Source organism: Mesorhizobium sp. M3A.F.Ca.ET.080.04.2.1 (genome assembly GCF_003952525.1).
Taxonomy (GTDB): Bacteria; Pseudomonadota; Alphaproteobacteria; order Rhizobiales; family Rhizobiaceae; genus Mesorhizobium.
The window spans coordinates 4,268,299-4,291,226 of the sequence record NZ_CP034451.1; the positions used below are offsets into that span (position 1 = coordinate 4,268,299).

A 22,928-nucleotide genomic window follows, 5' to 3' on the forward strand; every position below is an offset into this window, starting at 1 on the left:
CTCCTCAGGCTGCCTCGGATACGGACGCGGCGCTGATGAGCGCCGCCGTCGTCAAGGCATCGCCGGCCAGTTCGCGCACGATGCGGTTATGCGAGAAGACCAGTGCGCGATGGCAGATATGCGCGACCTCCTCGAAATCGGTGGAGACGACGATGACCGCCAGCCCGGCTTCGACGGCGGCCGCGATCAGCCGGTAGATTTCGGCCTTGGCGCCGACATCGACGCCCGCCGTCGGGTCCTCGGCGATCAAGAGCTTGCGTTCCGTCGCCAGCCAGCGGCCGACCACCACCTTCTGCTGGTTGCCGCCGGACAGCGCCTCGATCGGGAGATGCGGGTCGTTGGGCCGCAGCCCCAGCCGGGTGCCGAGCTCCCGCGTTAGCTCACTCTCCCGCGCCGGCTTCATAAAGGAGAAAAGCCCGCGGCCGATGGCCGACGGGTTGAGGTACATGTTCTCGCGCACGGAGAGCGACAGCGCCACCGACTCCTCGGTGCGGTCGCGCGCAATCAGCCCGACGCCGGCGGCAAGGGCCGCCCCGACCGAGGACAGGTCGAGATGCTTGCCGTCGAGCAGGACGGTGCCCTCGAAGTGCTCGGCACCGAACAAGGCGCGGCCGACGGCTTCCTGCCCGGCGCCGCGCAGGCCGACTAGGCCAAGCAGTTCGCCGGACCGGGCCTCGAAGCGGATGGGGCCGACGCTGCCGCAGGTGAGATTTTCCACCTTGAGCCGCTCCGGCCCCTCCTGCCAGCGCGACTTGGCGAACATCTGGTGCGCCGGGCGGCCGACGATGAGGTCGACCAGTTCCTGCGGCGTGGTCTCGGCGACCGGCTTGACCGCGACCATGCGACCGTCGCGCATGACCGCAACCCGGTCGGCGATGCGGAACACCTCGTCCAGCCGGTGCGAGACATAGATCATGCCGACGCCGCGCTCGCGCAGCGGCCGCAGCGCCTCGAACAGCCGCTCGACCTCGTCCGCCGGCAGGCTGGCCGTCGGCTCGTCGAGCACCAGGACATCCGCTTCCGTGGCCAGGGCGCGGGCGATGGCGACCAGCGACTTTTCGGTTCGCGACAGATCCTGGACGCGTGTCGCCGGATCGAAAGCGCAGCCGACCAGCGCCAGCGCGCGCTCGGCGCGGCGTTCGGTGTCGCGCCAGTCGATCAGGCCGGAACGGCGCGAGAAACCCTGCGCCATGCCGACATTCTCGGCCACCGTCATCCATTCGATCAGACCGAGGTCCTGATGGATGAAGGCGACCTTCTGTGGCAGGCTGGGGCTCGGCGGGCGATGATGATAGTCCTCGCCGCGAAACCGGATCGTGCCCTGGTCGCGCTTGTGGATGCCGGCGAGCGTCTTGATCAGCGTCGACTTGCCGGCGCCGTTCTCGCCAAGCAGCGCGACGATCTCTCCCTCGTGAATGTCGAGCGACACCGACTTCAACGCCAGCGTACCGCCGAAGCGCTTGGAGATGTCGATGAATTCGATGAGCTTGGGCCGCATTTTTGGCTCCTCCCAAGCCAAGCAGACGGATTGAATTGGCGCGGATGTTATCGCTAACATTTTTGCAGGTCAAGTCTTGAAAAAGGGGCGAGGCGACGGCTATCGATGAACCGATTTTGCGGAGAGACAGCCATGTTCGGCGACATTGACGGCACTGGGTTCGAGGTTCTCGACGAGCGGTTCGAGAGCTGTTTCGTCGGTCATGTGGCGGTCGAGCGGCTTTGGACGGGGGGCCGCTGGCTCGAAGGTCCGGCATGGTTCGCCGCCGGCCGCTATCTCCTTTTCTCCGATATCCCGAACGACCGCATCATGCGCTACGACGACACCAGCGGCGTGGTCTCGGTTTTCCGCGCGCCGGCCAACAATGCCAATGGCAACACGGTCGATACGCAGGGACGGCTGGTCACCTGCGAGCATCGGGCGCGGCGGGTGACGCGGACCGAGCATGACGGCTCGATTACGGTGATCGCAGACGGTTTCGAGGGTAAGCGGTTGAATTCGCCCAACGATGTGGTGGTGCGCTCGGACGGAACGGTATGGTTTTCCGATCCGCCCTACGGCATCGCGACCGACTACGAGGGCGACCGGGCCGAGCAGGAAATCGAGGGCTGTCACGTCTACCGCGCCGACCCCGCAACGGGCGCGGTGGCGCGCGTCGTTTCCACGATGGCCAAGCCCAATGGCCTTGCCTTCTCGCCGGACGAGACTGTCCTCTATGTCGGCGACACCGGCGTCACGCACCAGAAGGATGGGCCGAAGCACATCCGCAAGTTCGCCGTCGAGGGCAATGCGCTCAAGGAGCTCGGCGTCTTCGCCGCCTGCTCGGCCGGGCTGTTCGACGGATTCAGGGTGGATACCGCCGGCCGCATCTGGGCGGGCGCCGGCGACGGCGTCCACTGCTTCGATCCCGACGGCTCGCTGATCGGCAAGATCCGCATCCCCGAGACGGTCGCCAACCTGACCTTCGGCGGCCCCAAGCGCAACCGCCTGTTCATCACCGCGCGGCAGTCGCTTTATGCGGTGTTCGTCGCGGCGAATGCCGCCGGGCGCGGATGAAGTCAGGCCCAGAGATGCAGCGTCAGCTGCTCCGGGTCGCGACGAACGTCGCGGCGGCTTTCAGCATCGCCGCCTGCTCACCATAGGGTTCGAGCAGCGCATGCGCCTGGTCGATGAGGCCATGGAGCTGACCGCGCGCCCAGTCGGGGCCATGCAGCGCCGCGAGCGTCGCCTTGCCGGCGGCGGCGTCCTTCTTCGTCGCCTTACCCATCTGGTGCACGTCGGCGGTGAGGTCGAGCAAGTCGTCCGCTAGCTGGAAGGCAAGCCCTATTGCCGAGCCAAACTCCGCCAGCCGTTCGCGATCAGTGGCGGAGGCACCGGCGACGATCGCGCCGGCCTCGCAGGCAAAGCGGATCAGCGCGCCGGTCTTCATCGCCTGCAGCGTGATGATGCCGGCCTCGTCCGGCCGCTTGCGCTCGGCGTCCAGATCGAGGCTCTGTCCGCCGACCATGCCGCCGGTTCCGGCGGCGCGGGCGAGCGCCAGGACAAGCGACGCCCGGCGTTCGGCCGGCAGCGCGGTCGCCTCGTCGGCGACGATATCGAAGGCCAAGGTCAGCAGCGCGTCGCCGGCCAGAATCGCGGTCGCCTCGTCGAAGGCCCTGTGCACGGTGGGCTGGCCGCGGCGCAGGTCATCGTCGTCCATGGCCGGCAGGTCGTCATGGATCAGCGAATAGCAGTGCACGCATTCGAGCGCCGCCGCGACACGCAGCGCGGCCTCGCCATCGGCCGAAAACAGAGCCGCACTTTCCATGACCAGAAAAGGGCGGAGCCGCTTGCCTCCATTCAGCACGCCATGACGCATGGCAGCCATCAGGCGCTCCGGCCGGGCGATCTCGCCTTGCGAGGGGCGCGCGTCGAGCAGGCGCCGCAGCAGGGTCTCGATCGTGGCGGCACGCGCAAAAAGCGCGGAATCGAAGGCCATCTGGTCGTCTTTCGTCATGGTCGGGACCGGTAGCCGACACTCAGACATTGCGCAAGAAGCGTCGCGCCTTTATGCCGGTTGGGCGAATGGCGCGGGTGGGGCGGCTTGACGGAACCAATCGTGGATCATGGAAGCGAAGTGCTGGACATGGCGCGGCCGAGGCGTCTGAACCGCGCCGGTCTCAAGCGCCTCGGCCGGCGCTTGGTGGTTGTCGCCGCCGTCCTGGTGGCGATGCCGGTCGTGCTCGCCTTCCTCTATCTGCCCTCCTTCGTGCATCCGGTATCGACACTGATGCTGAAAGACCTCGTGACTTTCTCCGGCTACGACCGGCGTTGGGTGTCGATCGACGACGTGGCGCCGGTGCTGGCGAATTCGGTGATCATGTCGGAGGACGGGCAGTTCTGCTTCCATCGCGGCGTCGACCTCGGCGAATTGCGCGGCGTCGTCGACGATGCCCTGGCCGGCGAGGCGACGCGCGGCGCCTCCACCATCACCATGCAGACGGTGAAGAACCTGTTCTTGTGGTCGCGGCCGCTGGGCAGCGTGCGCAAGGTGGTCGAACTGCCTTTGGCCGTCTATTTCGACGCGGTGATGTCGAAGCGGCGCATCATGGAGATCTATCTCAACATCGCCGAATGGGGACCGGGCATCTACGGCATCGAGGCGGCCGCCCAGCATCATTTCGGCGTCTCGGCCAAGCAATTGTCGCGACGGCAGGCCGCGCTTCTCGCCGTCACCTTGCCCAACCCGATCGCCCGCAATCCGGCCAAGCCCGGCCCTGGCTTGAGGCGTCTCGCCAATCTGATCGAGCGGCGCGCGGGCAGGTCCGGAGCGTATGTGGGTTGCCTGGATTAGGGAAAGGCGGCGGCGGGTCAAAAAAATTCGCGGCAGTGCTGGCCAAAACGGCGCAAGGCGTGTATAGGCACCCGACTTTCTCAGATTATGGCCTCGATGCGGCCCTTTCGCGAGGGTTGCCGGGGCATTTTGACCATGTAGTGGAGCATATCCATGGCCGTTCCAAAAAGAAAAACCTCTCCGTCGAAGCGCGGCATGCGCCGCTCGGCCGACGCTCTCAAGGCCCCGACCTATGTCGAGGACAAGAATTCCGGCGAAATGCGCCGCCCGCACCACATCGACCTGAAGACCGGCATGTATCGCGGCCGCCAGGTCCTGGAGCCGAAGGAAAGCTGAGCAGCTTCCACGGTTTGGGCAAGTCAAAAGACCGGCCACTGGCCGGTCTTTTTGCGTTTTGGGCTCGCGGTCTGGGCCGGATCGCTGCCTTCCGGCCGAGCCTCGCAGACCGGCGAAAGGCCGGCAACCGGCTGGCATTCCTGTTTCATTCGGGTTTTGGAGCGGTTCACCGTTTCACGCAAACGGCGAACCGCTCTATCCCTTTGTTTGACGCAATTGCTGACGGAAAACCGTTTCACGCTTTTCCCGGAATTGCTCCAAAGCGTGTTTGCCGCCGCGCCTGAAAAACCTTGACGGCGTGCCTGCCCGGCATTCTACAAATGGGAGCCCATTGGAGTTGCCCAGATGTTCGGTGCCATCCCGCTGCTGATCGTGCCTTTCGTCCTTTACAATCTCGGACTGCTCGGACTGTTCGGCGGCGGCGACGATCCGTGGATGACCGAGATGTTTTCATTCCGCATGATGTCGGGCGGCGTGTTCTCGATGACGCTCGGCGACCTGATGGTGCTGATCGGGTTGATCTTCCTGTTCGTCGAGATCTCGAAATCGGTGCGCACCACCAATGCATCGATCCTCGATCATCTTCTGTCGACGCTGGTCTTCATCGCCTTTCTGGTCGAGTTCCTGCTGGTCAAGGGCGCCGCGCACTCCGTTTTCTTCACGCTGATGATCATCGCGCTCTTCGATGTGCTTGCCGGGTTCTCGGTGTCGATGCGGTCGGCGAGCCGGGATATCAATCTGAATTAGGCTGTGCCGACCATCCTGCGGCCTGCCGCTCAAGCGCGGTCATCTGGCGGCGGCCGAAGCCTTGCGCGCCACCACCGCTTCATAAGCGGCCTGCAATTGCGCGCGGACGCTCGGCGTGCCTGGCGGCGTCTTCACCGGCGCGCCGAGATGCTCGTGGCGCAACTCGTCCATGAACTGATCCCATAGCGGCAGGCCGCCCTTTTCCAGCAGCTCGGCGCGGATCGAAAGCTCCTCGCTCACCGGCAACCAGACCCGTCCCCAGGCGCCGAGATGCGCCATGATCGGCACCAAGGTGATTGCCATCTCGGTCAAGCTATAGATCGCCTTCTGCTTGTGGCTGGGATCGTCGGCCTTTGTGAGCAGGCCCAGTTCCATCAGCCGCTTCAGCCGGTCGGCCAGGATGTTGGAGGCAATGCCCTCCAGCGATCCCTTGAGCAGCTCGCGAAAATGCCGGCGGCCGCCGAAGATCATGTCGCGCAGGATGATCAGGCTCCAGCGGTCACCGAAGACCTCGAGCGACAGATTGATCGGGCAGCCGGACCGGTGCTCGGTGTTCATATATTTCTCCAAAACCAGTTGCATAATGATATCGGTTTGATTATCGTGCAACTGATTGCAAAATGCAATCGGATTGGAGGACTGGACGATGACCCTGATCCGCCGCCCGACAATTGTCTGCGAAGGCTTCGGCAATCCGGCCGACCCGGCCATCCTGCTGATCATGGGCGCCATGGCTTCGATGCTCTGGTGGCCGGAGGCCTTCTGCCGGCAGCTCGCCGAGCGCGGCCGCTTCGTCATCCGCTACGACAATCGCGATACAGGCCTGTCGACGAAATACACACCGGGCGAACCGCCTTATACGTTCGAGGACATGGTGGACGATGCCATCCGGGTGCTCGACGATCACCTGATAGGCGAGGCGCATGTCGCCGGCATGTCGATGGGCGGCATGATCGCGCAGATCGCGGCGCTGAAATATCCCGAACGCGTTCGGGCACTCACCGTGATCTCCAGTTCGCCGCTTGGCGTCGACACGTCCGGCCTGCCGGACACCAGCGAGGCTTACCGGAAGCATTCGGCGCATGGCGCCGACGTCGACTGGTCGAAGAGGAATCAGGTGCTCTCCTACATGCTTGAGGACGCGCATGCGCTCGCCAGCACGTTGCATCCGTTCGACGAGGACCGCGCACGCGCCACGATCGAGGAGGATTTCGACCGTTCCGGCGGCCTCGCCAGCGCGACCAATCATTTCCTGCTCAAGGGTGGGGGGCAGGAGCGGCGGGCAAAAGATTTGTCGGTGCCGCTGCTCGTCATCCACGGCACGGCCGATCCGATCTTCCCGATCGAGCACGGCGAGGCCTTGGCCTCGGCGGTTCCCGGCGCCAGACTGGTGCGGATAGAAGGCGGTGGCCATGAACTGCATCGCATGGATTGGCCGCAAATCATCGAAGCCATCACGCAGCATGGCGGATAAAATGGAAGCGAGAAGAAATGTCCCTGACCCTGCACTTTCATCCATTGGCCTCCTTCTGCTGGAAGCCGCTGATCGCGCTCTACGAAAACGCCACGCCTTTCACGCCGGTCATCGTGGATCTCGGCGACGAGCAGTCGCGCACGGCTTTCCTGAAGGTATCGCCGACCGGCAAGATGCCGGCCCTTCGTGACGACACGCGGGACCGCACGGTGTTGGAATCGACCATCGTGATCGAATATCTCGCCGCCTATTATCCAGGACCGGTCGAACTCGTTTCGGCCGACATCGACCTCGCCATCAAGATCCGCCAGGCCGATCGCTTCTACGATTTCTATGTGCAGGAGCCGATGCAGAAGATCGTCGGCGACCGGCTGCGGCCGCAGGACAAGACCGATCCGTTCGGCGTCGAGCAGGCCCGCGCGCAGCTTCGCACCTCCTACGCCATCATCGAACAGGAGATGAAGGGAAAGACCTGGGCAGTGGGCGAGACCTTCACCATGGCCGACTGCGCTGCCTCGCCGGCCCTGTTCTACGCCAACAAGGTCGAACCGTTCGGCGACAAGTTCCCTGCCGTGAGGCGCTACCACGATCGCCTGATGGATCGCGCTTCCTTTGCCCGCGTGATCAAGGAAGCGCAGCCCTATTTCAAGCTCTTCCCCTACAATGACGGTTGAGCCGGCAGAAACAGTTCGGAAGCGACAGCCGCCCGGCAGCTGACGGCTTCAGCTGCCGGGCGCGCCGAGTTCCTCGGATTCCCAGAACTGGTCGAGCCAGATGTTCAGCCTGAGGAAGCCCGCTTGGCTGACGGTGTAGACGCGCTTCGTGCCCTCGGCCTTGGCATGGACCAGGCCGGCGTCGAGCAGGACCTTCAGATGCTGGGAAACGGCTGGACGGGAAACCGGCAATCCGGCCGCCAGTTCGTTGACCGTCTTCGGGCCGCGTCGGAGCTCTTCCAAGAGATAACGCCGGTTGGGATCGGCTATCGCCATGAAGGCGTCGGAGAACATCATACCATATTTTTAGGCAAACTTCGCCGAATCTCAACCGTCGGTTTCAACCTTTCTGCGCGGATCGAGCCGCAAGGCTTCCGGCGTGACCGCCCTATCAGCCGGCTGCGTCTTGAAGGCTTCGCGGTTTTCGATGGGCACAGGAGCGCGACGGCGGATGCGCAGCAGCGTGTAACCGGTGAGGCAAAGGTGCGCGAAGGCGGTGGCAAGAAAAAGCCCCTCGGGGCGCAGTCCCATCAGGGCAGCCCCCAGCAGCGGCCCGATCATGGTGCCGAAACCATAAAGCAGGAGCAGACCGCCGGAGACCTTTACGAAATCCTCGGCCCGCGCATGGTCGTTGGCATGCGCAACCGCGATGGAATAGAGGGTGTAGGCGAAGCCGCCATAGGCAGCGGTCATGGCGATCACGAAGGCGCCCGAATGCGGTTCGATCAGGAAGACCAGCACCGCGAACACGGCCGCACCGAAGGCGGCGCCAGCCAGCACGAAGCGGCGATCGGTGGTGTCGGAAAGCCGACCCGCGGGGAGTTGCATGGCCGCGCCGGCAATCACCACAAGGCTCATCATCAGCGCGATCTCGGCGGTCGAGATGCCGATGCGCGCGCCATAGACGGCCCCAAGCGTGCCCCACGCACCGTTGGCGATGCCGATCAGGAGGCAAGCCACGGCCGATACCGGAGAATTGGCGTAGAGGCCTTTGACGTCAAGCTTCACATCCTGCAGCGGCTTGGGGTGCGACTGCGTCGAGACGGCCGTCGGAATGAGCGAAAGGCAGAACAATATGCCGGTGATCATGAACAGCGAGGCCGATCTCACGTCGCCGCCGGCGACGATCATCTGGCCACCCATGATCGAGGCGAAAGTGACCATCATGTAGAGGCCGAAGACGGTGCCGCGGTTCTCGTTGGTCGCTTTCTCGTTCAGCCAGCTTTCGATGACCATGAAAGCGCCGGCCATGGTGAAGCCGGTGAAGGCGCGCAGCAGGATCCAGATATACTGCTCGATGATCAGCCCGGTGAGCAGGGCGACTATGGCGCCCGACGCGGCGAAGGCGCCGAAGGCGCGGACATGGCCAGCACGGCGCACGAGGCGCGGGGCGAAGAAGCAGCCGGCGACGAAGCCGCCGGCCCAGGCCGTGCCCATCAGGCCGAGCGAAGCGGTGGAGAATCCTTCCAGTTGTCCGCGCAGCGGCAGAAGCAGGCCGTGCAGGCCGGAAGCCGCAAGCAGGAAGGCGGTGCCGCGAAGCAGCGAGAGAATCGGTCTGTATGTGGCGAACATGGGCTCGTCTGGCTGGAATGTCGTGGCGCAGGTCTGACAGGCTTATTGGGGCTTTTCAGCGGCAACGAGCCGCGGAAGTCAACCGCGGCGGAACAGTGCCTCGGCGGCTGACTTGGTGGCGCCCTTGGCGGCCCGCTCGGCCTCGAGCCGGGCGATCTCGTCACGCAACAGGGTTATGCGTTCGGACAATTCATCGACGGAAAGCAGCGCCAGGTCCTGCCCGATCTCGTGCGAGCGCGGCTTCTTCCTGGGTTCGTCGTCGAAGGTCGCCATCGTCGCTCCTCCCTGAGTTGGCCATTTGCCTGATTTGGCAATCAGCATACATAGGGCGAGGGCGCCGATGCAAACAGCCGGCGACTCGACCGGCGTTGAGGAGACGGGAACCATGCCAAGCGGACACAAGATTCCGGCGAAGATGACGGCCATCGCGATTTCGCAGCCGGGCGGTCCCAGGGTGCTGAAGGCGGAGACGAGGGACGTGCCGAAGCCCGGCCCCGGCGAGGTTCTCATTCGGGTCCATGCCGCCGGCGTGAACCGGCCGGACGTACAGCAGCGCAAGGGCGCCTATCCGCCGCCGCCCGGCGCCTCGGACCTGCCCGGCCTCGAGGCGGCCGGCGAGGTGGCGGCGCTCGGCGACGAGATTTCGCGCTGGCGCATCGGCGACCGGGTCTGCGCGCTCACGCCGGGCGGCGGCTACGCCGAATATGTCAAGGTCCATGCCGGCAGCGTGCTGCCGATCCCGGCCGGCTTCACCTATTCGGAAGCCGCGGCGGTGCCGGAGAACTATTTCACCGTCTGGCATAATGTTTTCGAGCGCGGCGGGTTGAAGAAGGGCGAAACGCTGCTCGTCCATGGCGGCTCGTCCGGCATCGGCACCACTGCCATACAGCTGGCGTCCGCGTTCGGCGCCTATGTCGTCACCACGGCCGGCACCAGGGAGAAGTGCAACGCCTGCCTGAAACTCGGCGCCGACCGCGCGATCAACTATCGCGAAGAGGATTTCGTCGCCCAGGTCAAGGACGCAACCGATGGCCGGGGCGCCGACCTCATCCTGGACATGGTCGGCGGCGACTATGTCGCCCGCAACTACCACGCCGCCGCCATGGAGGGCCGCATCGTCCAGATCGCGGTGCAGGCTGGCGCGGTGGCGAGCGCGGACTTCTCCAAGATCATGGTCAAGCGCCTCACCCATACCGGCTCGACGCTGCGGCCGCGCACAGTCGAGTTCAAGGCCGCCATCGCCGCCGCTCTCGAGGCTCAGGTCTGGCCCCTGCTCGGCACCCGCAAGGTCGCGCCGGTCATGGATATGATCTTCCCGCTGACCGAAGCCTGGCGGGCGCATGAGCGGATGGAGGAAGGCGAGCATATCGGCAAGATCGTGCTCGACGTCGGCTAGGCGCGTCGAAATTCAGGCGAGGTTGGTCTGTGGACGGGGCGCTTGCGGTGCTCACGTGTTTCAAATGCGCTCCGCCCCGGTTCTCGAAGGCGCAACTCTCGGCTCGACCTGACCTGAAGCTCGATGCAGCCTGGGGTGTCCGCATCGCCTTCCGCAAGCTGAACAGAACCTTAATGGTGCAATGCAACAAATGCATTGCCGCCATGCAAAACCATCCGTTCATTTCCTGTGCAACGATGCCTATTTACGCGTCATCGAAATCCACGATCCAGACGAATGGAGGACTGAAATGAACCCGATCCGCGCTTACCGCAACTGGCGCCTGTACAACGAGACCGTGCGCGAGCTGAACAAGCTCAATGCTCGTCAGCTGCACGACCTCGGCATCAACCGCGGCGACATCGAGAAGGTCGCCCGCCAGGCGCTTTGATGACGCATGCCCGGCCGCAGGGCCGGGCTGCGCCGAAAAGCCAGAGCCGTCGCAGACGCTTGCTGTCTCCGGTTCCAAGCCCGCTGGATCCTGTCCAGCGGGTTTTGTCTTTTGGGGCACTTTGTTTATCAACGTCGTCTTCCCAAAGCCGCCGTGCGCTTTCGGGCGACATGCCTCGGACGCCTCCCTTCCCAAAAATATTGCGAAATCGTGACGGAGCGTTTATACAGGCCGCGAATTTCCCATTTTGGTGGCCCTAAACCACCGCCCGCGCGGGAACGCGGGCGAACGAGAAGGATTTTTGACATGGCCAATACGCTGCTGATGCCCAAGGCGACCGCCGTCTGGCTGGTCGACAACACTGCGCTCTCGTTCGAGCAGATCGCACAGTTCTGCGGACTGCATCCGCTGGAGGTCAAGGCAATCGCCGACGGCGAGTCGGCGCAAGGCATCAAGGGCATGGACCCGATCATGACCGGCCAGCTGACCCGCGAGGAGATTGCGCGCGGCGAGAAGGACACGAACCATCGGCTGAAGCTCTCCGACCCCAAGGTCAGGGTGCCGGAATCGAAGCGCAAGGGCCCCCGTTACACGCCGCTGTCGAAGCGCCAGGACCGTCCGAACGCGATCCTGTGGCTGGTGCGCAACCACCCCGAACTGAAGGACGCGCAGATTGCCCGTCTTGTGGGCACCACCAAGTCGACGATCGAGCAGATCCGCGAGCGCAAGCACTGGAACTCGGCCAATCTCCAGCCGATGGATCCGGTGACGCTGGGCCTGGCCTCGCAGATCGATCTCGACATGGAGGTCAACCGCGCTTCGCGCGGACGCGAGCAGGCGCAGCCCGTCGCCGGCGACACGCTGCTGCCGGCGGCTCTTACCGAGCGCTTGGTGCCGGCGCCGGAAAAGCCCAAGGACGAGGATCAGGAGCTCGACGCCAACGCCGTCTTCGCCAAGCTGTCGGCGCTGAAGTCGAAGGACAAGCCCGAGGACGAGGAGTGAGATTCCTTAATGCATGTCGCTCAGAAGTGCGCAGCGGTTCTGAGACTACGACATGCATCAAACAAAACCTTAAAGCGCGTCGCCTGAATCCCTTTCAGCGCGCCGCAGTTTAAGCCTCGTGGCGATGCATTCGCCCAAAACCGCACTTTTGGCGAGTTGCAAAGGCTCGACAAAAAAGCCCGCTTCGAGCGGGCTTTTTTGTTGGACAATGGCTTGGGAGGCATCATGTCCGGGCGGCACGGTCGGGCGCCATGCCGTAATCCTCGCTGCGCTCGACGGCGCGATAAAAGTCGGCGAGCTGCTTGCCGCGCTCCGGCTTGAAAATGCGGCCGGCGATGACCACTGAGGCGATGCGGTCGATGCGGAAGGCGCGGAAATCGTCGCGCATCTCGCACCAGGCGACCAAGGTCCAGACCTTGCCCCAGAACCACAGGCCGAGCGGCCGGATATCGCGCGCCGTGCTGCGGCCCGCCTCGTCCGAATAGTCGATGGTCAGCACCTGGCGTTTCTCGACGGCGCGCTCGATCAGGTCGATCGCTTCCCGCGCGGCATCGCTCACCACCCACATCGGCGTATGGATCTCGGTGCGGGCGATGCGGTCCTTTTCGGCGTCGGGCAGCACCGCGCCGATCTTGACCAGCGCCTCGTCGGCGGCCCTCGCCATGGCGGCTCCGCCGAAAGCACGCACCATGCGCGCGCCGGCAACCAAGGCCACGATCTCGTCACGCGTGAACATCAGCGGCGGAAGGTCGAAACCCTCCCTCATCATGTAGCCGACCCCTGCCTCGCCGTCGATCGGCACGCCGGTCGACTGCAGGTCGGCTATGTCGCGATAGATGGTCCGCTCGGATACCTCGAGCCACGTGCCGAGCTTCTGCGCGGTGACGAGCCGACCACCGCGAAGATGCTGCACGATCTGGAAGAGCCTGTCGGCGCGGCGCATCGTTTGACCCCTTGGTTTCGGTTCTATGCATGCCGCGGTCCCACAACCGGGCGCAGGTTCGAGTCAGCTTCAATAGCGCAGGCCTCCTGACAACATAGTGTCAGGAGGCTGCGCTGAATCAACTCGCAAACAATGGCATCTTTCCTGAAACCGAGCGTTTCGACCGACATTACATCTGGGCGCGGCACGGCCGACATCCAAGTCATGCGTCGAAAAATTTCAGTTCCTGCGCACACGGCCGTCGTAGAGATCGGGCCAACCGATGTCTTTGCGGATGTCCGCGGGCAAAGTGTTCAGGAAACGCTGGGTCCGGATCTCGTTCCGTACGGTGCGAATCTTGCCGACATAGTGCTGCACGCTACGCAGAATCGTAAAACCGTTCATGACCAGACTCCTCTCTTTTTGATGAGAGCAGTATCGCACACCCCTGCTGACAGCAGTCTGTCAGGAGGGTGGCAGCCTTCTGAAAAACAGATCGCGCGACGCTGCGGACGAACAGCAAACCAGGCTTTTGGCAGCAATGGTCTGGATCGCCGGCCCGCCGAAGAAGCGCTTTGACAGCAGCCAGCGATGCTGGTCAAAGGCGCCATGACCAAACTTCTCGCCCTTGTCATCATCGGCATCATGCTGATCCAGATCATCAAGCCGCTCGGCTGGCCGGGGCTGAAGCGGCGCAGCGATTTCTGGAAGCTGGCGGTGCTCGCCATGGCGGCGATCTCGCTCGCGGCGATGCTCGGGCATTGGGCCTAAGGTTCGATGAGTTTCAGGTGAGGACGGCTTGCAAATGAGGGTGCCCTGCGCTTCCGGAGCTCACGAGTACGCCACCAACATTTCCGGCTCGTCCTGACTTGATGTTCAGCAAGCCTTCTGCGGGCTTTCGTTGCCGAGCACAAAATCCAACAGATGCTCGGCCCAGGCACGATAGCCCGCTTCCGAAGCGTGGAAGCCGTCGGAGGCGAAACCGGCCGCCGGATCGTCGATCGGCAGGCGCGCGGCGGGAACGCCGCCGCGCTCGTTGCAGAGGCGCACGCCCATCCGGTTCATCTGCGTGGCGCGGATTTCGAGGATCTTGCCGAGCAGCGGCGGCATTGCCGGCGCGCGGGTGAATTCCAGCACCGGCGACCAGACCACGCGCGCCTCCGGCCATTTGGCGCGCAGCGCGTACAGCAGGCCGCCGAACTCCTTCTTGAAGCGGGGCACGGAATGGAAATTCTTGGTGTCGTTGGTGCCAATGGCGAGCACGATATGCATCCACGGATCCGCCGACAGGTTCGGCAGGACGTGATCACGGATTTGGCCGGACGTTGCCGAGTTGAAGCCGGCGGCGCGCCAGCGCACAGTGCTGCCGGTACGCTCGGCAGTCAGGCCGGCAAGCTGCGCGGCAAGGCCGTATTCGGATTGTTCGATGCCGACGGAGGCGGCCGAGGAATCGCCCAGAACCAGCAGCGAGATGGCCGGCGCCGCGCCGGCGATCTCGTGCATGACGGGGCCGTGCGCGGGCAGCATGCGTGTCGTGCGGCGGCGCACGCCAAGGCCCTGCCAGGCATAGACCGGATAGGCGAGCCAGGTAAGGAGGGCGAGCAGGCGCTGCATGGTGGTTCCCGTTTGACAATCACCCAAAAGCAAAGCCCGGGCGAAGCTGCACGGGCTTTGAGTTTGCAAGAAAGGTCAGGCTGGTCAGGCGGCCTTTTCCAGCGTCGGCTGCCATTTTCCAAGCGCCGCCAGATGGTTCATATGGGCGCGATGGATAAAGGCCGCCTGGCCGGCGGCGACGTTCGATGCCTTGCCGCTCCAGGCCTTCTGCGCGGCGGCCTGCAGGGCGCGGCCATAGGAGAAGGTGAGTTTCCATGGATGCGGGCCGATGGCATTGATGGCGTTGAGGTTGGCCGTGGCCTCCTCGTCACCCTGTCCTCCGGACAGGAAGGCGATGCCCGGCACCGCCGCCGGAACGGTCTCGCGGAACAGCTTTATGGTCTTTTCGGCCACCGCTTCGGGGCTGTCGGTCCGGCCCGACTTCTTGCCGGAGATGACCATGTTCGGCTTGAGAATGGTGCCTTCCAGCACCACGCGTGCCGCATAGAGCTCGTCATAGAGCTTCAGCAGCGTCGCCTTGCTGATCTGATAGCAGGTATCGATGCTGTGGGCGCCGTCCATAAGCACTTCCGGCTCGACGATCGGCACGATGCCGGCTTCCTGACAAAGTGCCGCATAGCGGGCCAGCGCGTGCGCGTTGGAGGCGATCGAGGTCGCGGAAGGCACGCCTTTTGCCGTGTCGATATCGATCACGGCGCGCCATTTGGCGAAACGGGCACCGAGCTTGTAATAGTCCGCCAGCCGCTCGCGCAGGCCGTCCAGCCCCTCGGTGACGGTGTCGCCGGGAAAGCCGGCCAGCGGCTTGGCGCCGGCATCGACCTTGATGCCTGGGATGGCGCCGGATGCCTTGATGATGTCCACCAGCGGCGTGCCGTCGGCTGCCTTCTGGCGGATCGTCTCGTCATAGAGGATGACGCCGGAGATGTATCTGGTCATCGCGTCGGTGGCGCGGAACATCATCTCGCGATAATCGCGCCGGTTGTCGGCGGTCGATTCGACGCCGATGACGTCGAAGCGCTTCTTGATGGTGCCGGAGCTTTCATCGGCAGCCAAAAGGCCCTTGCCATCGGCCACGATCGCGGCGGCAATGTCTTCGAGACGTTCGCTCATTTTCGCTTCTCCCTGATGGTGGTTCCGCGCTTTTGCGGAACTCTACCGCCAAAGAAGCATCGGCGAGAAGCAGGATTCGAGCAGAAGCGGCGGGCTCTGCTGGTTTTGATTGCGTTGCCAGGCGCTTCCGCCTGGCTGCAAGATGCTCCGCGTTCACGCGGTTCAGAGGAAAAACCGCCACGCGCATTCCTGGATGTGCTCTACCGCTTCAACACATCGACGCCGGGCAGCGGCTTGCCTTCCATCCATTCCAGGAACGCGCCGCCGGCGGTGGAAACATAGGTGAAGTCGTCGGCGACACCGGCATGGTTGAGAGCGGCGACCGTGTCGCCGCCGCCGGCCACGGACACCAGCTTGCCTTCCTTGGTGCGGGCCGCCGCGTGCCTGGCCGCCGCCACCGTCGCACGGTCGAACGGCTCGATCTCGAAGGCGCCGAGCGGACCGTTCCAGACCAGCGTCGCAGCCCTGTCGATCCAGTCGGTTACGCTTTGCACGGTCTTTGCGCCGACGTCGAGGATCATGCCGTCGGCCGGCACTGCCTCGATGGCGACGGTTTCGCTCGGGGCACCGGCCTTGAACTCCTTCGCCACGACGCCGTCGTTGGGCAGGATGATGGCGCATCCGGCCTCGGCTGCCTCGATCATGATCTGCTTGGCAGTGGGAGCAAGGTCATGCTCGCAAAGCGACTTGCCGACATTCGTGCCGCGCGCGGCAAGGAAGGTGTTGGCCATGCCGCCGCCGATGACCAGCGCGTCGACCTTCTTCACCAGGTTCATCAACAGGTCGATCTTGGTCGAGACCTTGGCGCCGCCGACGATCGCCACCACCGGCCGCACCGGATTGCCGAGACCCTTTTCCAGCGCTTCGAGCTCGGCCTGCATGGTGCGGCCGGCATAGGCCGGCAGCCGGTGTGCCAGGCCCTCCGTCGATGCATGCGCCCGGTGGGCAGCGGAAAAGGCGTCATTGACATAGATGTCGCCGTTGGCGGCGAGTTTGTCGGTGAAGCTGGGCTCGTTCTTTTCTTCGGCCTTGTGGAACCGGGTGTTTTCCAGCAGCAGCACGTCGCCGTTCTTCATGGCCGCGACCGCTTCCGCAGCCTTGTCGCCGATGCAGTCGGAGGCGAAGCCGACCGGACGGCCGAGCACTTCAGCCGTGGCCCTGGCGATCGGCTCCAGCGAGAACTCGGCCGACGGGCCCTCCTTCGGGCGGCCAAAATGCGCGAGCAGGATCACCTTGGCGCCCTGGGCCGAAAGCTCGGAAATGGTCGGCGCAATGCGCTCGATGCGCGTGGCGTCGGTCACCTTGCCGTCGGCGACCGGCACGTTGAGGTCGACCCGCACCAGAACCCGCTTGCCGCTTACGGCGCCGATGTCGTCGAGTGTCTTGAAGCCGGCCATGGTCGTTCCTTTCCGCAAAAAACGCGGCGACCTTACCCGGCATGGTCGGGGATGCAAGGCCCGCATGGTGACGCGCGCGCAAAAATGATGTCGCTGTGTGACGTCAGCTTTCGCTCGCTGCTTTTTTCGCCTCAGGCTCAGGCGTCGCCGGCTCGTTGGGCCCGCTTTCGGCTGCCCGCATTTCGGCAGGCTTGCGCCAGCCTCGAATGAAAGCGGCGATGCGGTCGACGATCTCGCCGGCGCTGAGGAAAACCGGCACGCGCGCCACTGGAGCGGTCGGCTCGAAGGACAGGCCAAGGCTGATGATCCTGCCCTTCTCGTCGACGTCGCGCACGATCAGCTCGATCGGGCCGATCATCACTCGGTCGGCATATTCGGCGTGGCTGCCGAGACGCTCCGTAACCAGCTCTGCGACGGTGAGCTTCTGTTCGGCTTCGGTGAGGCCTGGCCCGTAGGCGGCCTCCAGCTCGGCCGCGGAGCGGGCCGGATCGAGGGAGAAGGCGCCGAAGAAATCGGCATCCTCGGGATCGACCACAGCGCGGCTGGCGAAGAGCTTGTCGAGCAGGCGCGGATACCGATCCGGCACGAAGATGTAGACCTGGTCGCCGGCGGCAAGCCGGCCCATGTCCTGGAAACGCATGGAACGGCCGTCGCGCAGCACCAGCGAGGGCCTCGCCCAGCGCGGGATGCGTTCGCCGCGCGCCACCGGACTGCCGGGCGCGACGCGATAGGCAAGCAGCTCGTGATGCGCCGAACCGGGCAACTCGAGCTCGACCTTGTCGAGCGGCCCAAGGCGCGCCGGCACGATCAGGCCGAGCCGCCGCGCCAGCGGGCCGACGGTCCAGCCCTGCACGACAAGCGACACAAGCACGATGATGAAGGCGACGTTGAAGATGAGGCGACCGTTGGCGAGGCCGCCGAGCAGCGGCGTGATGGCAAGCAGGATCGAGACGGCGCCGCGCAAGCCGACCCAGGAGACGAACGCGACTTCGGGGCGCGGCAGGCGGAACGGGATCAGGCAGAGCCAGACGGCGAGCGGCCGTGCGACGAAAATCAGGAACAGGCCGAGCAGCACCGCCGGCACCATGATCGCCGGGAATTGCGAGGGGGTCGCGAACAGGCCGAGGATCAGGAACATGATGATCTGCGCAAGCCACGACATACCGTCCTGGAAGCGCTTCAGGATGGTGACGGCGCGGATGTCGGAATTGCCGGCGACCAAGCCAGCGAGATAGACGGCAAGAAAGCCCGAACCGCCGACGGCACCGGCGGCTGCGAACACCATCAAGGACAGGGTCAGCACGAAGATCGGCAGCAGGCCGTGGTCGAGGTTGAGCCGCTCGACGAGACGCACGATGGCGAGGCCGCCCAGCCCGCCGATGACGGCGCCGAGCCCCATATTAATGAGAAAACCGAGCACCAGGTTGGTGGCGAGAACATCCGCCTCGGGATTGGCATGCGCGGCGATGATCTCGACCAGGGTGATGGTGAGGAAGATTGCGATCGGGTCGTTGGTGCCGGATTCGACCTCGAGCGTCGAACGCACGCGCTCGCGCAGATGGATCTCGCCGGCGCGCAGCAGGAAGAAGACGGCGGCCGCATCGGTCGAGGCGACGGCGGCGCCGAGCAGCGAGGATTCCAGCCAACTGAGATTGAGAAGATAGTAGGCGGCGGCGCCGAAGATCGCGGTGGTCAGGACGACACCGAAGGTCGCCAGCGAAAGCGCCGGCCCGGCCGCCTGACGGAGCGCATTGAGCGGGGTGCCGAAACCCGAATCGAACAGAATGATGGCCAATGCCAGGGAGCCGGCAAAATAAGCCAGCCTGGCATTGTCGAATTCGATGCCCAGGCCATCGGTGCCGGTGGCAAGGCCGATGCAGAGGAAGAGAAGCAGCAAGGGAGCGCCGAAGCGAAAGGCGATCAGGCTCGAGAACGCGGCGACAACAATGAGTGCCGTGCCGACCAGCGTCACGAGATAGATGGCATGCTCCATCCGGTATCGCCCCTCCAAACCCTGTGTTTTGTCGCTTCAAGGCAGACTGGGGCGAAGACATGACCAGTGCAAGGCAACAGCGTGGTTTTTCGCACCATGCCGCAGATTTTCCGGAGTCTCCGGAAGTCGGACCGGCTGAAACGAAAACGCCCGGCCGAAGCCGGGCGTCTTGGACATCAGCAAAGGAGGCCGCTATCAGGCGATGGTCTTGCCGAAGGCGACGGCGGTGTCGCCCATGCGGTTCGAGAAGCCCCATTCGTTGTCGTACCAGGACAGGACCGAAACCAGGTTGCCGTCCATGACCTTGGTCTGGTCGAGCGCTGCGATCGAGGAATGCGGATCATGGTTGAAGTCGATCGAGACATTCGGGTGATGCGTGACCGAGAGCACGCCCTTCAGCTTGCCCTTGGAGGCGGCGATCAGCGCCTCGTTGATTTCCTGCGCGGTCGTCGAGCGCTTGGCGATGAACTTGAAGTCGACCACCGAGACGTTCGGTGTGGGCACGCGGATCGAGATGCCGTCGAGCTTGCCTTTGAGGTCGGGCAGCACGAGGCCGATCGCCTTGGCCGCGCCGGTCGATGTCGGGATCTGCGAGAGCGCTGCCGCGCGGGCGCGGTAGAGGTCCTTGTGCATGGTGTCCAGCGTCGGCTGGTCGCCGGTATAGGAGTGGATCGTCGTCATCATGCCCTTCTCGATGCCGACGGTCTCGTGCAGCACGGCGGCAAGCGGCGCCAGGCAGTTGGTCGTGCAGGACGCGTTGGAGATGACGATGTGGTCCTTGGTCAGCTTGTCGTGGTTGATGCCGTAGACGACCGTGAGATCGGCGCCTTCGGCCGGGGCCGAGACGATGACGCGCTTGGCGCCAGCGGTCAGGTGCGCGGCGGCCTTGTCACGGGCGGTGAAGATGCCGGTGCATTCGAGCGCGATGTCGACGCCGAGCTCTTTCCACGGCAGCTGCGTCGGGTCCTTGATGGCGGTGACCTTGAATTTCTCGGTGCCGACGGAGATCTGGTCGCCGTCGACCGTCACCTCATGCGGGAAGCGGCCATGGACGCTGTCGTAGCGCAGCAGGTGCGCATTGGTTTCGACCGGGCCGAGATCGTTGACGGCGACCACGTCGATGTCCTTGCGGCCGGATTCATGGATGGCGCGCAGGATGTTGCGGCCGATGCGGCCAAATCCGTTGATGGCAACTCTGACGGTCATTTCTTTTCTCTCCTTGGGGGCTGGAAAGCGGATGGGTCCGCAGCTTCATAACGGCGGGTGGACAAAGAATCCAGCCGCAGAAGTCCAGTTCTAAATCGATTAAGTTGAGCCAGCCCGGTGAAACTCTCTGGATGGCTTCACCGGATCGGCGCGTTTTCTCACTTGCCGTGCAAGCGGGCTTCTGCAGCCTTCGCCGCTGCTTCGGCGGTGATGCCGAAATGCGGATAGAGCTGCTCGATGGTGCCCGAGGCACCGAAGCCGGTCATGCCGACGAAGATACCGTCGCTGCCGATGATATGGTCCCAGCTCTGGCGAATGCCGGCCTCGATGGCGACCTTGACCTTGGCGTTGCCGATGGTCTTGCTGCGATAGTCTTCGCTCTGCTGCTCGAACAGCTCGAAGCACGGCACCGAGACGACGCGGGTCGGATGGCCGTGCTGCTCAAGCAGATCGCGGGCGCCGAGCGCGACCTCCACCTCGGAGCCGCTGGCAAAGATCGTCACGGCCGCCTCGCCGCTGGCGGCGGCGAGTTCATAGGCGCCGGAGGCGCTCAGATTCTTCTCGCTGAACTCCATGCGCACCGTCGGCAGGTTCTGGCGGGTCAGCGCCAGTGTCGAGGGTGTCTTCTCGGATTCGAGCGCCAGCTGCCAGCATTCCGCGGTCTCGACCGCATCGGCGGGTCGGAACACATTGTGATTGGGAATGGCGCGCAGTGCCGCCAGATGCTCGACCGGCTGGTGGGTCGGGCCGTCCTCGCCAAGGCCGATCGAGTCATGCGTCATGACGAAGATCGAGCGGATGCCCATCAGCGAGGCCAGGCGCATCGAGGGGCGGGCATAGTCGGAGAAGCAAAGGAAGGTGCCGCCATAGGCAATGACGCCGCCGTGCAGCGTCAGTCCGTTGATGGCTGCCGCCATGCCATGTTCGCGGATGCCGTAATGGACATAACGCTGGCCGTAGTCGTCGGGCGTGATGTTCTTGGTCTGGCTGGTCTTGGTGTTGTTGGAGCCGGTGAGGTCGGCCGAGCCGCCGATGGTCTCCGGCACCGCGCCGTTGATAACCTCCAGCGCCATCTCCGATGATTTGCGGGTGGCGACCTTCGGCTTGTCGGCCGACAACTTCTTCTTGTAGTCGGCGATGACGGCGTCGAAATTCGCTGGCAGCTTGCCGGCGATGCGCCGCTCGAATTCGCTTTTCAGCGTGGCGTCGGCCTTGGCAAGGCGTCCCTCCCAGTCTGCGCGCGCCTCGGCGCCGGCCTTGCCGGCGGCGCGCCAGGCGTCGAGAATGTCGGCCGGAATCTCGAAGGGCGGCGATTGCCAGTTGAAGAATTTCCGCGCGCCGGCGATTTCGTCGGCGCCGAGCGGCGAGCCGTGCGCCTTGTTGGTGCCGGCCTTGGTCGGGGCGCCGAAGCCGATGGTGGTCTTGCAGGCGATCATGGTCGGCTTGTCGGAATGGCGCGCCGCCTCGATGGCGTAGGCGATCGCTTCCGGATCGGTGCCGTCGATATGGCTGGCGTTCCAGCCGGAGGCCTGGAACCGCGCGACCTGGTCGGTGTTGTCGGCGAGCGAGACAGGGCCGTCGATCGAGATGTTGTTGTTGTCCCAGAAGACGATCAGCTTGTTGAGCTTGAGGTGGCCTGCGAGCGCGATGGCTTCCTGGGAAACGCCTTCCATCAGGCAGCCGTCGCCGGCCAGCACATAGGTGTAGTGGTTGACGAGGTCGTTGCCGAAGGCGGCGTTCATGATGCGCTCGCCGAGCGCGAAGCCGACCGAGTTGGCAAGACCCTGGCCGAGCGGGCCGGTGGTGGTCTCGATGCCGGCGGCATGGCCATATTCGGGATGGCCGGCGGTCCTCGAGCCGAGCTGCCTGAAATTCTTGATCTGGTCGATCGTCATGTCCTCGTAGCCGGTGAGGTACAACAGCGAGTAGAGCAGCATCGAGCCGTGGCCTGCCGACAGGATGAAGCGGTCGCGATCGGCCCAGTGCGGAGCCTTGGCGTCGAATTTCAGGAAGCGTGTGAACAGCACCGTTGCGATGTCGGCGCAGCCCATGGGCAGGCCGGGATGGCCGGAATTTGCCTTCTCGACGGCGTCCATGGACAGGAAACGGATCGCATTGGCCATCCGGTCATGTTGTTCACGCGAGGTCATGCTTCCTCCGGAAATGGGGGTTGGGGCCTTGGGAGAGCCCTGGAAAAGGGTGCGCGACACATAGCAGGCGGGGCCCTTGAGTCAACAAATCGGGTGCGTTTTTGCCAGTCTTGTGAAGCGTCGGCCGAGCTACATTAGCGTTAGCGGGGGACAGTCGCGAGAGCTTTATTGACGCGCGCTTCACACGGCGCCTAATGTTTCCCAGATAACGCGTTCTGAACGCGAACGATTCGGTGATGGGCAGGGCACAGGACGAAGGCCATGACCGGGGAAACGACACTCAAGGAAGTCATCGCGAGGCTCGGCAAAGCCATTGAGGGGCTCGAAAATGCCGTGGCGACGCGGCTCGAGCAGGAGCGCGACTATTCCGAAGCCGAGGCCGAGGTGCAGCGCATGAACGCGGACCGCTCGCGGCTGGCGCAGGAGCTCGACAATTCGGAGGCGCGCGCCGAACGGCTGGAAGATGCCAACAAGGAAGTCTCACGCCGGCTGGTGACCGCCATGGAAACCATCCGCGCCGTGTTGGACAGATAAG

General features: G+C 64.3%; 25 protein-coding genes. 11 read left to right on the plus strand and 14 right to left on the minus strand.

The window, feature by feature from the left end; all coding sequences use genetic code 11:
- Positions 1 to 4: 4 nt before the first annotated feature.
- Positions 5 to 1,498, minus strand: coding sequence for a sugar ABC transporter ATP-binding protein (locus EJ074_RS20305; protein ID WP_129553677.1), 1,494 nt, complete (start codon positions 1,496 to 1,498; stop codon positions 5 to 7).
- 132 nt (positions 1,499 to 1,630) lie between these two features.
- On the opposite strand from EJ074_RS20305, the gene EJ074_RS20310 reads away from it, so the two are divergent.
- Complete coding sequence (locus EJ074_RS20310) at positions 1,631 to 2,554, plus strand: SMP-30/gluconolactonase/LRE family protein (RefSeq protein WP_095804623.1); 924 nt, start codon at positions 1,631 to 1,633, stop codon at positions 2,552 to 2,554.
- A 22-nt stretch (positions 2,555 to 2,576) separates the two neighbouring features.
- Here EJ074_RS20310 and EJ074_RS20315 read toward each other — a convergent pair whose 3' ends face one another.
- Positions 2,577 to 3,494, minus strand: a complete 918-nt coding sequence (locus EJ074_RS20315; protein WP_095804622.1) for a polyprenyl synthetase family protein — start codon at positions 3,492 to 3,494, stop codon at positions 2,577 to 2,579.
- Between the two features lie 129 nt (positions 3,495 to 3,623).
- Here EJ074_RS20315 and EJ074_RS20320 point away from each other — a divergent pair, with 129 nt between their 5' ends.
- The 3 genes from EJ074_RS20320 to EJ074_RS20330 all read left to right on the plus strand — a co-directional run bounded on the left by EJ074_RS20320 (position 3,624) and on the right by EJ074_RS20330 (position 5,414).
- Positions 3,624 to 4,331, plus strand: coding sequence for a transglycosylase domain-containing protein (locus EJ074_RS20320; RefSeq protein ID WP_095804942.1), 708 nt, complete (start codon positions 3,624 to 3,626; stop codon positions 4,329 to 4,331).
- Between the two features lie 153 nt (positions 4,332 to 4,484).
- Positions 4,485 to 4,667, plus strand: a complete 183-nt coding sequence (gene rpmF, locus EJ074_RS20325; protein ID WP_006203806.1) for a 50S ribosomal protein L32 — start codon at positions 4,485 to 4,487, stop codon at positions 4,665 to 4,667.
- Between the two features lie 345 nt (positions 4,668 to 5,012).
- Positions 5,013 to 5,414 carry a hypothetical protein gene (locus EJ074_RS20330; RefSeq protein WP_095804621.1) on the plus strand — a complete coding sequence of 134 codons (402 nt, stop codon included), beginning with the start codon at positions 5,013 to 5,015 and terminating at the stop codon, positions 5,412 to 5,414.
- A 39-nt stretch (positions 5,415 to 5,453) separates the two neighbouring features.
- Here EJ074_RS20330 and EJ074_RS20335 read toward each other — a convergent pair whose 3' ends face one another.
- Positions 5,454 to 5,972: a helix-turn-helix domain-containing protein gene (locus EJ074_RS20335; RefSeq protein WP_095804941.1), complete on the minus strand. Its 519-nt coding sequence runs from the start codon at positions 5,970 to 5,972 to the stop codon at positions 5,454 to 5,456.
- A gap of 88 nt (positions 5,973 to 6,060) precedes the next feature.
- On the opposite strand from EJ074_RS20335, the gene EJ074_RS20340 reads away from it, so the two are divergent.
- On the plus strand, positions 6,061 to 6,888 hold the full coding sequence (locus tag EJ074_RS20340; RefSeq protein ID WP_095804620.1) for an alpha/beta hydrolase: 828 nt from the start codon (positions 6,061 to 6,063) through the stop codon (positions 6,886 to 6,888).
- 17 nt (positions 6,889 to 6,905) lie between these two features.
- Complete coding sequence (locus EJ074_RS20345) at positions 6,906 to 7,562, plus strand: glutathione S-transferase family protein (protein WP_095804619.1); 657 nt, start codon at positions 6,906 to 6,908, stop codon at positions 7,560 to 7,562.
- A 48-nt stretch (positions 7,563 to 7,610) separates the two neighbouring features.
- On the opposite strand, the gene EJ074_RS20350 is transcribed toward EJ074_RS20345, so the two are convergent.
- The 3 genes from EJ074_RS20350 to EJ074_RS20360 all read right to left on the minus strand — a co-directional run bounded on the left by EJ074_RS20350 (position 7,611) and on the right by EJ074_RS20360 (position 9,446).
- Positions 7,611 to 7,898: a metalloregulator ArsR/SmtB family transcription factor gene (locus EJ074_RS20350; protein ID WP_095804618.1), complete on the minus strand. Its 288-nt coding sequence runs from the start codon at positions 7,896 to 7,898 to the stop codon at positions 7,611 to 7,613.
- Positions 7,899 to 7,928: 30 nt separating this feature from the next.
- Positions 7,929 to 9,173 carry an MFS transporter gene (locus EJ074_RS20355; RefSeq protein ID WP_095804617.1) on the minus strand — a complete coding sequence of 415 codons (1,245 nt, stop codon included), beginning with the start codon at positions 9,171 to 9,173 and terminating at the stop codon, positions 7,929 to 7,931.
- Positions 9,174 to 9,251: 78 nt separating this feature from the next.
- Complete coding sequence (locus EJ074_RS20360; RefSeq protein WP_095804616.1) at positions 9,252 to 9,446, minus strand: DUF1192 domain-containing protein; 195 nt, start codon at positions 9,444 to 9,446, stop codon at positions 9,252 to 9,254.
- 112 nt (positions 9,447 to 9,558) lie between these two features.
- Here EJ074_RS20360 and EJ074_RS20365 point away from each other — a divergent pair, with 112 nt between their 5' ends.
- The 3 genes from EJ074_RS20365 (at position 9,559) to EJ074_RS20375 (ending at position 12,001) form a co-directional block, all read left to right on the plus strand.
- On the plus strand, positions 9,559 to 10,569 hold the full coding sequence (locus tag EJ074_RS20365; protein WP_095804940.1) for an NAD(P)H-quinone oxidoreductase: 1,011 nt from the start codon (positions 9,559 to 9,561) through the stop codon (positions 10,567 to 10,569).
- 289 nt (positions 10,570 to 10,858) lie between these two features.
- On the plus strand, positions 10,859 to 10,999 hold the full coding sequence (locus EJ074_RS20370) for a DUF1127 domain-containing protein (RefSeq protein ID WP_095804939.1): 141 nt from the start codon (positions 10,859 to 10,861) through the stop codon (positions 10,997 to 10,999).
- Positions 11,000 to 11,305: 306 nt separating this feature from the next.
- Complete coding sequence (locus tag EJ074_RS20375) at positions 11,306 to 12,001, plus strand: DUF1013 domain-containing protein (RefSeq protein ID WP_095804615.1); 696 nt, start codon at positions 11,306 to 11,308, stop codon at positions 11,999 to 12,001.
- Positions 12,002 to 12,224: 223 nt separating this feature from the next.
- Here EJ074_RS20375 and EJ074_RS20380 read toward each other — a convergent pair whose 3' ends face one another.
- Together EJ074_RS20380 and EJ074_RS20385 are read right to left on the minus strand one after the other, a co-directional pair.
- Positions 12,225 to 12,944 carry a YafY family protein gene (locus tag EJ074_RS20380; protein WP_095804614.1) on the minus strand — a complete coding sequence of 240 codons (720 nt, stop codon included), beginning with the start codon at positions 12,942 to 12,944 and terminating at the stop codon, positions 12,225 to 12,227.
- Positions 12,945 to 13,163: 219 nt separating this feature from the next.
- Positions 13,164 to 13,328, minus strand: a complete 165-nt coding sequence (locus tag EJ074_RS20385; RefSeq protein WP_095804613.1) for a hypothetical protein — start codon at positions 13,326 to 13,328, stop codon at positions 13,164 to 13,166.
- Positions 13,329 to 13,514: 186 nt separating this feature from the next.
- Between EJ074_RS20385 and EJ074_RS20390 the strand changes: the two genes are divergently transcribed.
- Positions 13,515 to 13,694, plus strand: coding sequence for a hypothetical protein (locus tag EJ074_RS20390; RefSeq protein WP_165349790.1), 180 nt, complete (start codon positions 13,515 to 13,517; stop codon positions 13,692 to 13,694).
- Between the two features lie 105 nt (positions 13,695 to 13,799).
- Here EJ074_RS20390 and EJ074_RS20395 read toward each other — a convergent pair whose 3' ends face one another.
- The 6 genes from EJ074_RS20395 to tkt form a co-directional block, all read right to left on the minus strand.
- Positions 13,800 to 14,537, minus strand: coding sequence for an SGNH/GDSL hydrolase family protein (locus EJ074_RS20395; RefSeq protein ID WP_129553678.1), 738 nt, complete (start codon positions 14,535 to 14,537; stop codon positions 13,800 to 13,802).
- 84 nt (positions 14,538 to 14,621) lie between these two features.
- Positions 14,622 to 15,647: a class I fructose-bisphosphate aldolase gene (locus tag EJ074_RS20400; RefSeq protein WP_095804611.1), complete on the minus strand. Its 1,026-nt coding sequence runs from the start codon at positions 15,645 to 15,647 to the stop codon at positions 14,622 to 14,624.
- A 200-nt stretch (positions 15,648 to 15,847) separates the two neighbouring features.
- Positions 15,848 to 17,044: a phosphoglycerate kinase gene (locus EJ074_RS20405; protein ID WP_129553679.1), complete on the minus strand. Its 1,197-nt coding sequence runs from the start codon at positions 17,042 to 17,044 to the stop codon at positions 15,848 to 15,850.
- A 103-nt stretch (positions 17,045 to 17,147) separates the two neighbouring features.
- On the minus strand, positions 17,148 to 19,037 hold the full coding sequence (locus EJ074_RS20410; RefSeq protein ID WP_095804609.1) for a potassium/proton antiporter: 1,890 nt from the start codon (positions 19,035 to 19,037) through the stop codon (positions 17,148 to 17,150).
- 195 nt (positions 19,038 to 19,232) lie between these two features.
- On the minus strand, positions 19,233 to 20,243 hold the full coding sequence (gene gap, locus EJ074_RS20415; protein WP_095804608.1) for a type I glyceraldehyde-3-phosphate dehydrogenase: 1,011 nt from the start codon (positions 20,241 to 20,243) through the stop codon (positions 19,233 to 19,235).
- A 158-nt stretch (positions 20,244 to 20,401) separates the two neighbouring features.
- A complete protein-coding gene (gene tkt, locus EJ074_RS20420; RefSeq protein WP_129553680.1) occupies positions 20,402 to 22,393 on the minus strand; it encodes a transketolase in 1,992 nt (663 codons plus the stop codon).
- A gap of 261 nt (positions 22,394 to 22,654) precedes the next feature.
- Here tkt and EJ074_RS20425 point away from each other — a divergent pair, with 261 nt between their 5' ends.
- Complete coding sequence (locus tag EJ074_RS20425; RefSeq protein ID WP_095804606.1) at positions 22,655 to 22,927, plus strand: DUF4164 domain-containing protein; 273 nt, start codon at positions 22,655 to 22,657, stop codon at positions 22,925 to 22,927.
- The last annotated feature ends 1 nt before the right edge of the window (position 22,928 follow it).

Bases quoted from the DNA above. Each gene is read 5' to 3' on its own strand.
- EJ074_RS20305 (WP_129553677.1), bottom strand. From the start codon at position 1,498: ATGCGGCCCAAGCTCATCGAATTCATCGACATCTCCAAGCGCTTCGGC.
- EJ074_RS20310 (WP_095804623.1), top strand. From the start codon at position 1,631: ATGTTCGGCGACATTGACGGCACTGGGTTCGAGGTTCTCGACGAGCGG.
- EJ074_RS20315 (WP_095804622.1), bottom strand. From the start codon at position 3,494: ATGACGAAAGACGACCAGATGGCCTTCGATTCCGCGCTTTTTGCGCGT.
- EJ074_RS20320 (WP_095804942.1), top strand. From the start codon at position 3,624: ATGGCGCGGCCGAGGCGTCTGAACCGCGCCGGTCTCAAGCGCCTCGGC.
- rpmF (WP_006203806.1), top strand. From the start codon at position 4,485: ATGGCCGTTCCAAAAAGAAAAACCTCTCCGTCGAAGCGCGGCATGCGC.
- EJ074_RS20330 (WP_095804621.1), top strand. From the start codon at position 5,013: ATGTTCGGTGCCATCCCGCTGCTGATCGTGCCTTTCGTCCTTTACAAT.
- EJ074_RS20335 (WP_095804941.1), bottom strand. From the start codon at position 5,972: ATGAACACCGAGCACCGGTCCGGCTGCCCGATCAATCTGTCGCTCGAG.
- EJ074_RS20340 (WP_095804620.1), top strand. From the start codon at position 6,061: ATGACCCTGATCCGCCGCCCGACAATTGTCTGCGAAGGCTTCGGCAAT.
- EJ074_RS20345 (WP_095804619.1), top strand. From the start codon at position 6,906: ATGTCCCTGACCCTGCACTTTCATCCATTGGCCTCCTTCTGCTGGAAG.
- EJ074_RS20350 (WP_095804618.1), bottom strand. From the start codon at position 7,898: ATGATGTTCTCCGACGCCTTCATGGCGATAGCCGATCCCAACCGGCGT.
- EJ074_RS20355 (WP_095804617.1), bottom strand. From the start codon at position 9,173: ATGTTCGCCACATACAGACCGATTCTCTCGCTGCTTCGCGGCACCGCC.
- EJ074_RS20360 (WP_095804616.1), bottom strand. From the start codon at position 9,446: ATGGCGACCTTCGACGACGAACCCAGGAAGAAGCCGCGCTCGCACGAG.
- EJ074_RS20365 (WP_095804940.1), top strand. From the start codon at position 9,559: ATGCCAAGCGGACACAAGATTCCGGCGAAGATGACGGCCATCGCGATT.
- EJ074_RS20370 (WP_095804939.1), top strand. From the start codon at position 10,859: ATGAACCCGATCCGCGCTTACCGCAACTGGCGCCTGTACAACGAGACC.
- EJ074_RS20375 (WP_095804615.1), top strand. From the start codon at position 11,306: ATGGCCAATACGCTGCTGATGCCCAAGGCGACCGCCGTCTGGCTGGTC.
- EJ074_RS20380 (WP_095804614.1), bottom strand. From the start codon at position 12,944: ATGCGCCGCGCCGACAGGCTCTTCCAGATCGTGCAGCATCTTCGCGGT.
- EJ074_RS20385 (WP_095804613.1), bottom strand. From the start codon at position 13,328: ATGAACGGTTTTACGATTCTGCGTAGCGTGCAGCACTATGTCGGCAAG.
- EJ074_RS20390 (WP_165349790.1), top strand. From the start codon at position 13,515: ATGCTGGTCAAAGGCGCCATGACCAAACTTCTCGCCCTTGTCATCATC.
- EJ074_RS20395 (WP_129553678.1), bottom strand. From the start codon at position 14,537: ATGCAGCGCCTGCTCGCCCTCCTTACCTGGCTCGCCTATCCGGTCTAT.
- EJ074_RS20400 (WP_095804611.1), bottom strand. From the start codon at position 15,647: ATGAGCGAACGTCTCGAAGACATTGCCGCCGCGATCGTGGCCGATGGC.
- EJ074_RS20405 (WP_129553679.1), bottom strand. From the start codon at position 17,044: ATGGCCGGCTTCAAGACACTCGACGACATCGGCGCCGTAAGCGGCAAG.
- EJ074_RS20410 (WP_095804609.1), bottom strand. From the start codon at position 19,037: ATGGAGCATGCCATCTATCTCGTGACGCTGGTCGGCACGGCACTCATT.
- gap (WP_095804608.1), bottom strand. From the start codon at position 20,243: ATGACCGTCAGAGTTGCCATCAACGGATTTGGCCGCATCGGCCGCAAC.
- tkt (WP_129553680.1), bottom strand. From the start codon at position 22,393: ATGACCTCGCGTGAACAACATGACCGGATGGCCAATGCGATCCGTTTC.
- EJ074_RS20425 (WP_095804606.1), top strand. From the start codon at position 22,655: ATGACCGGGGAAACGACACTCAAGGAAGTCATCGCGAGGCTCGGCAAA.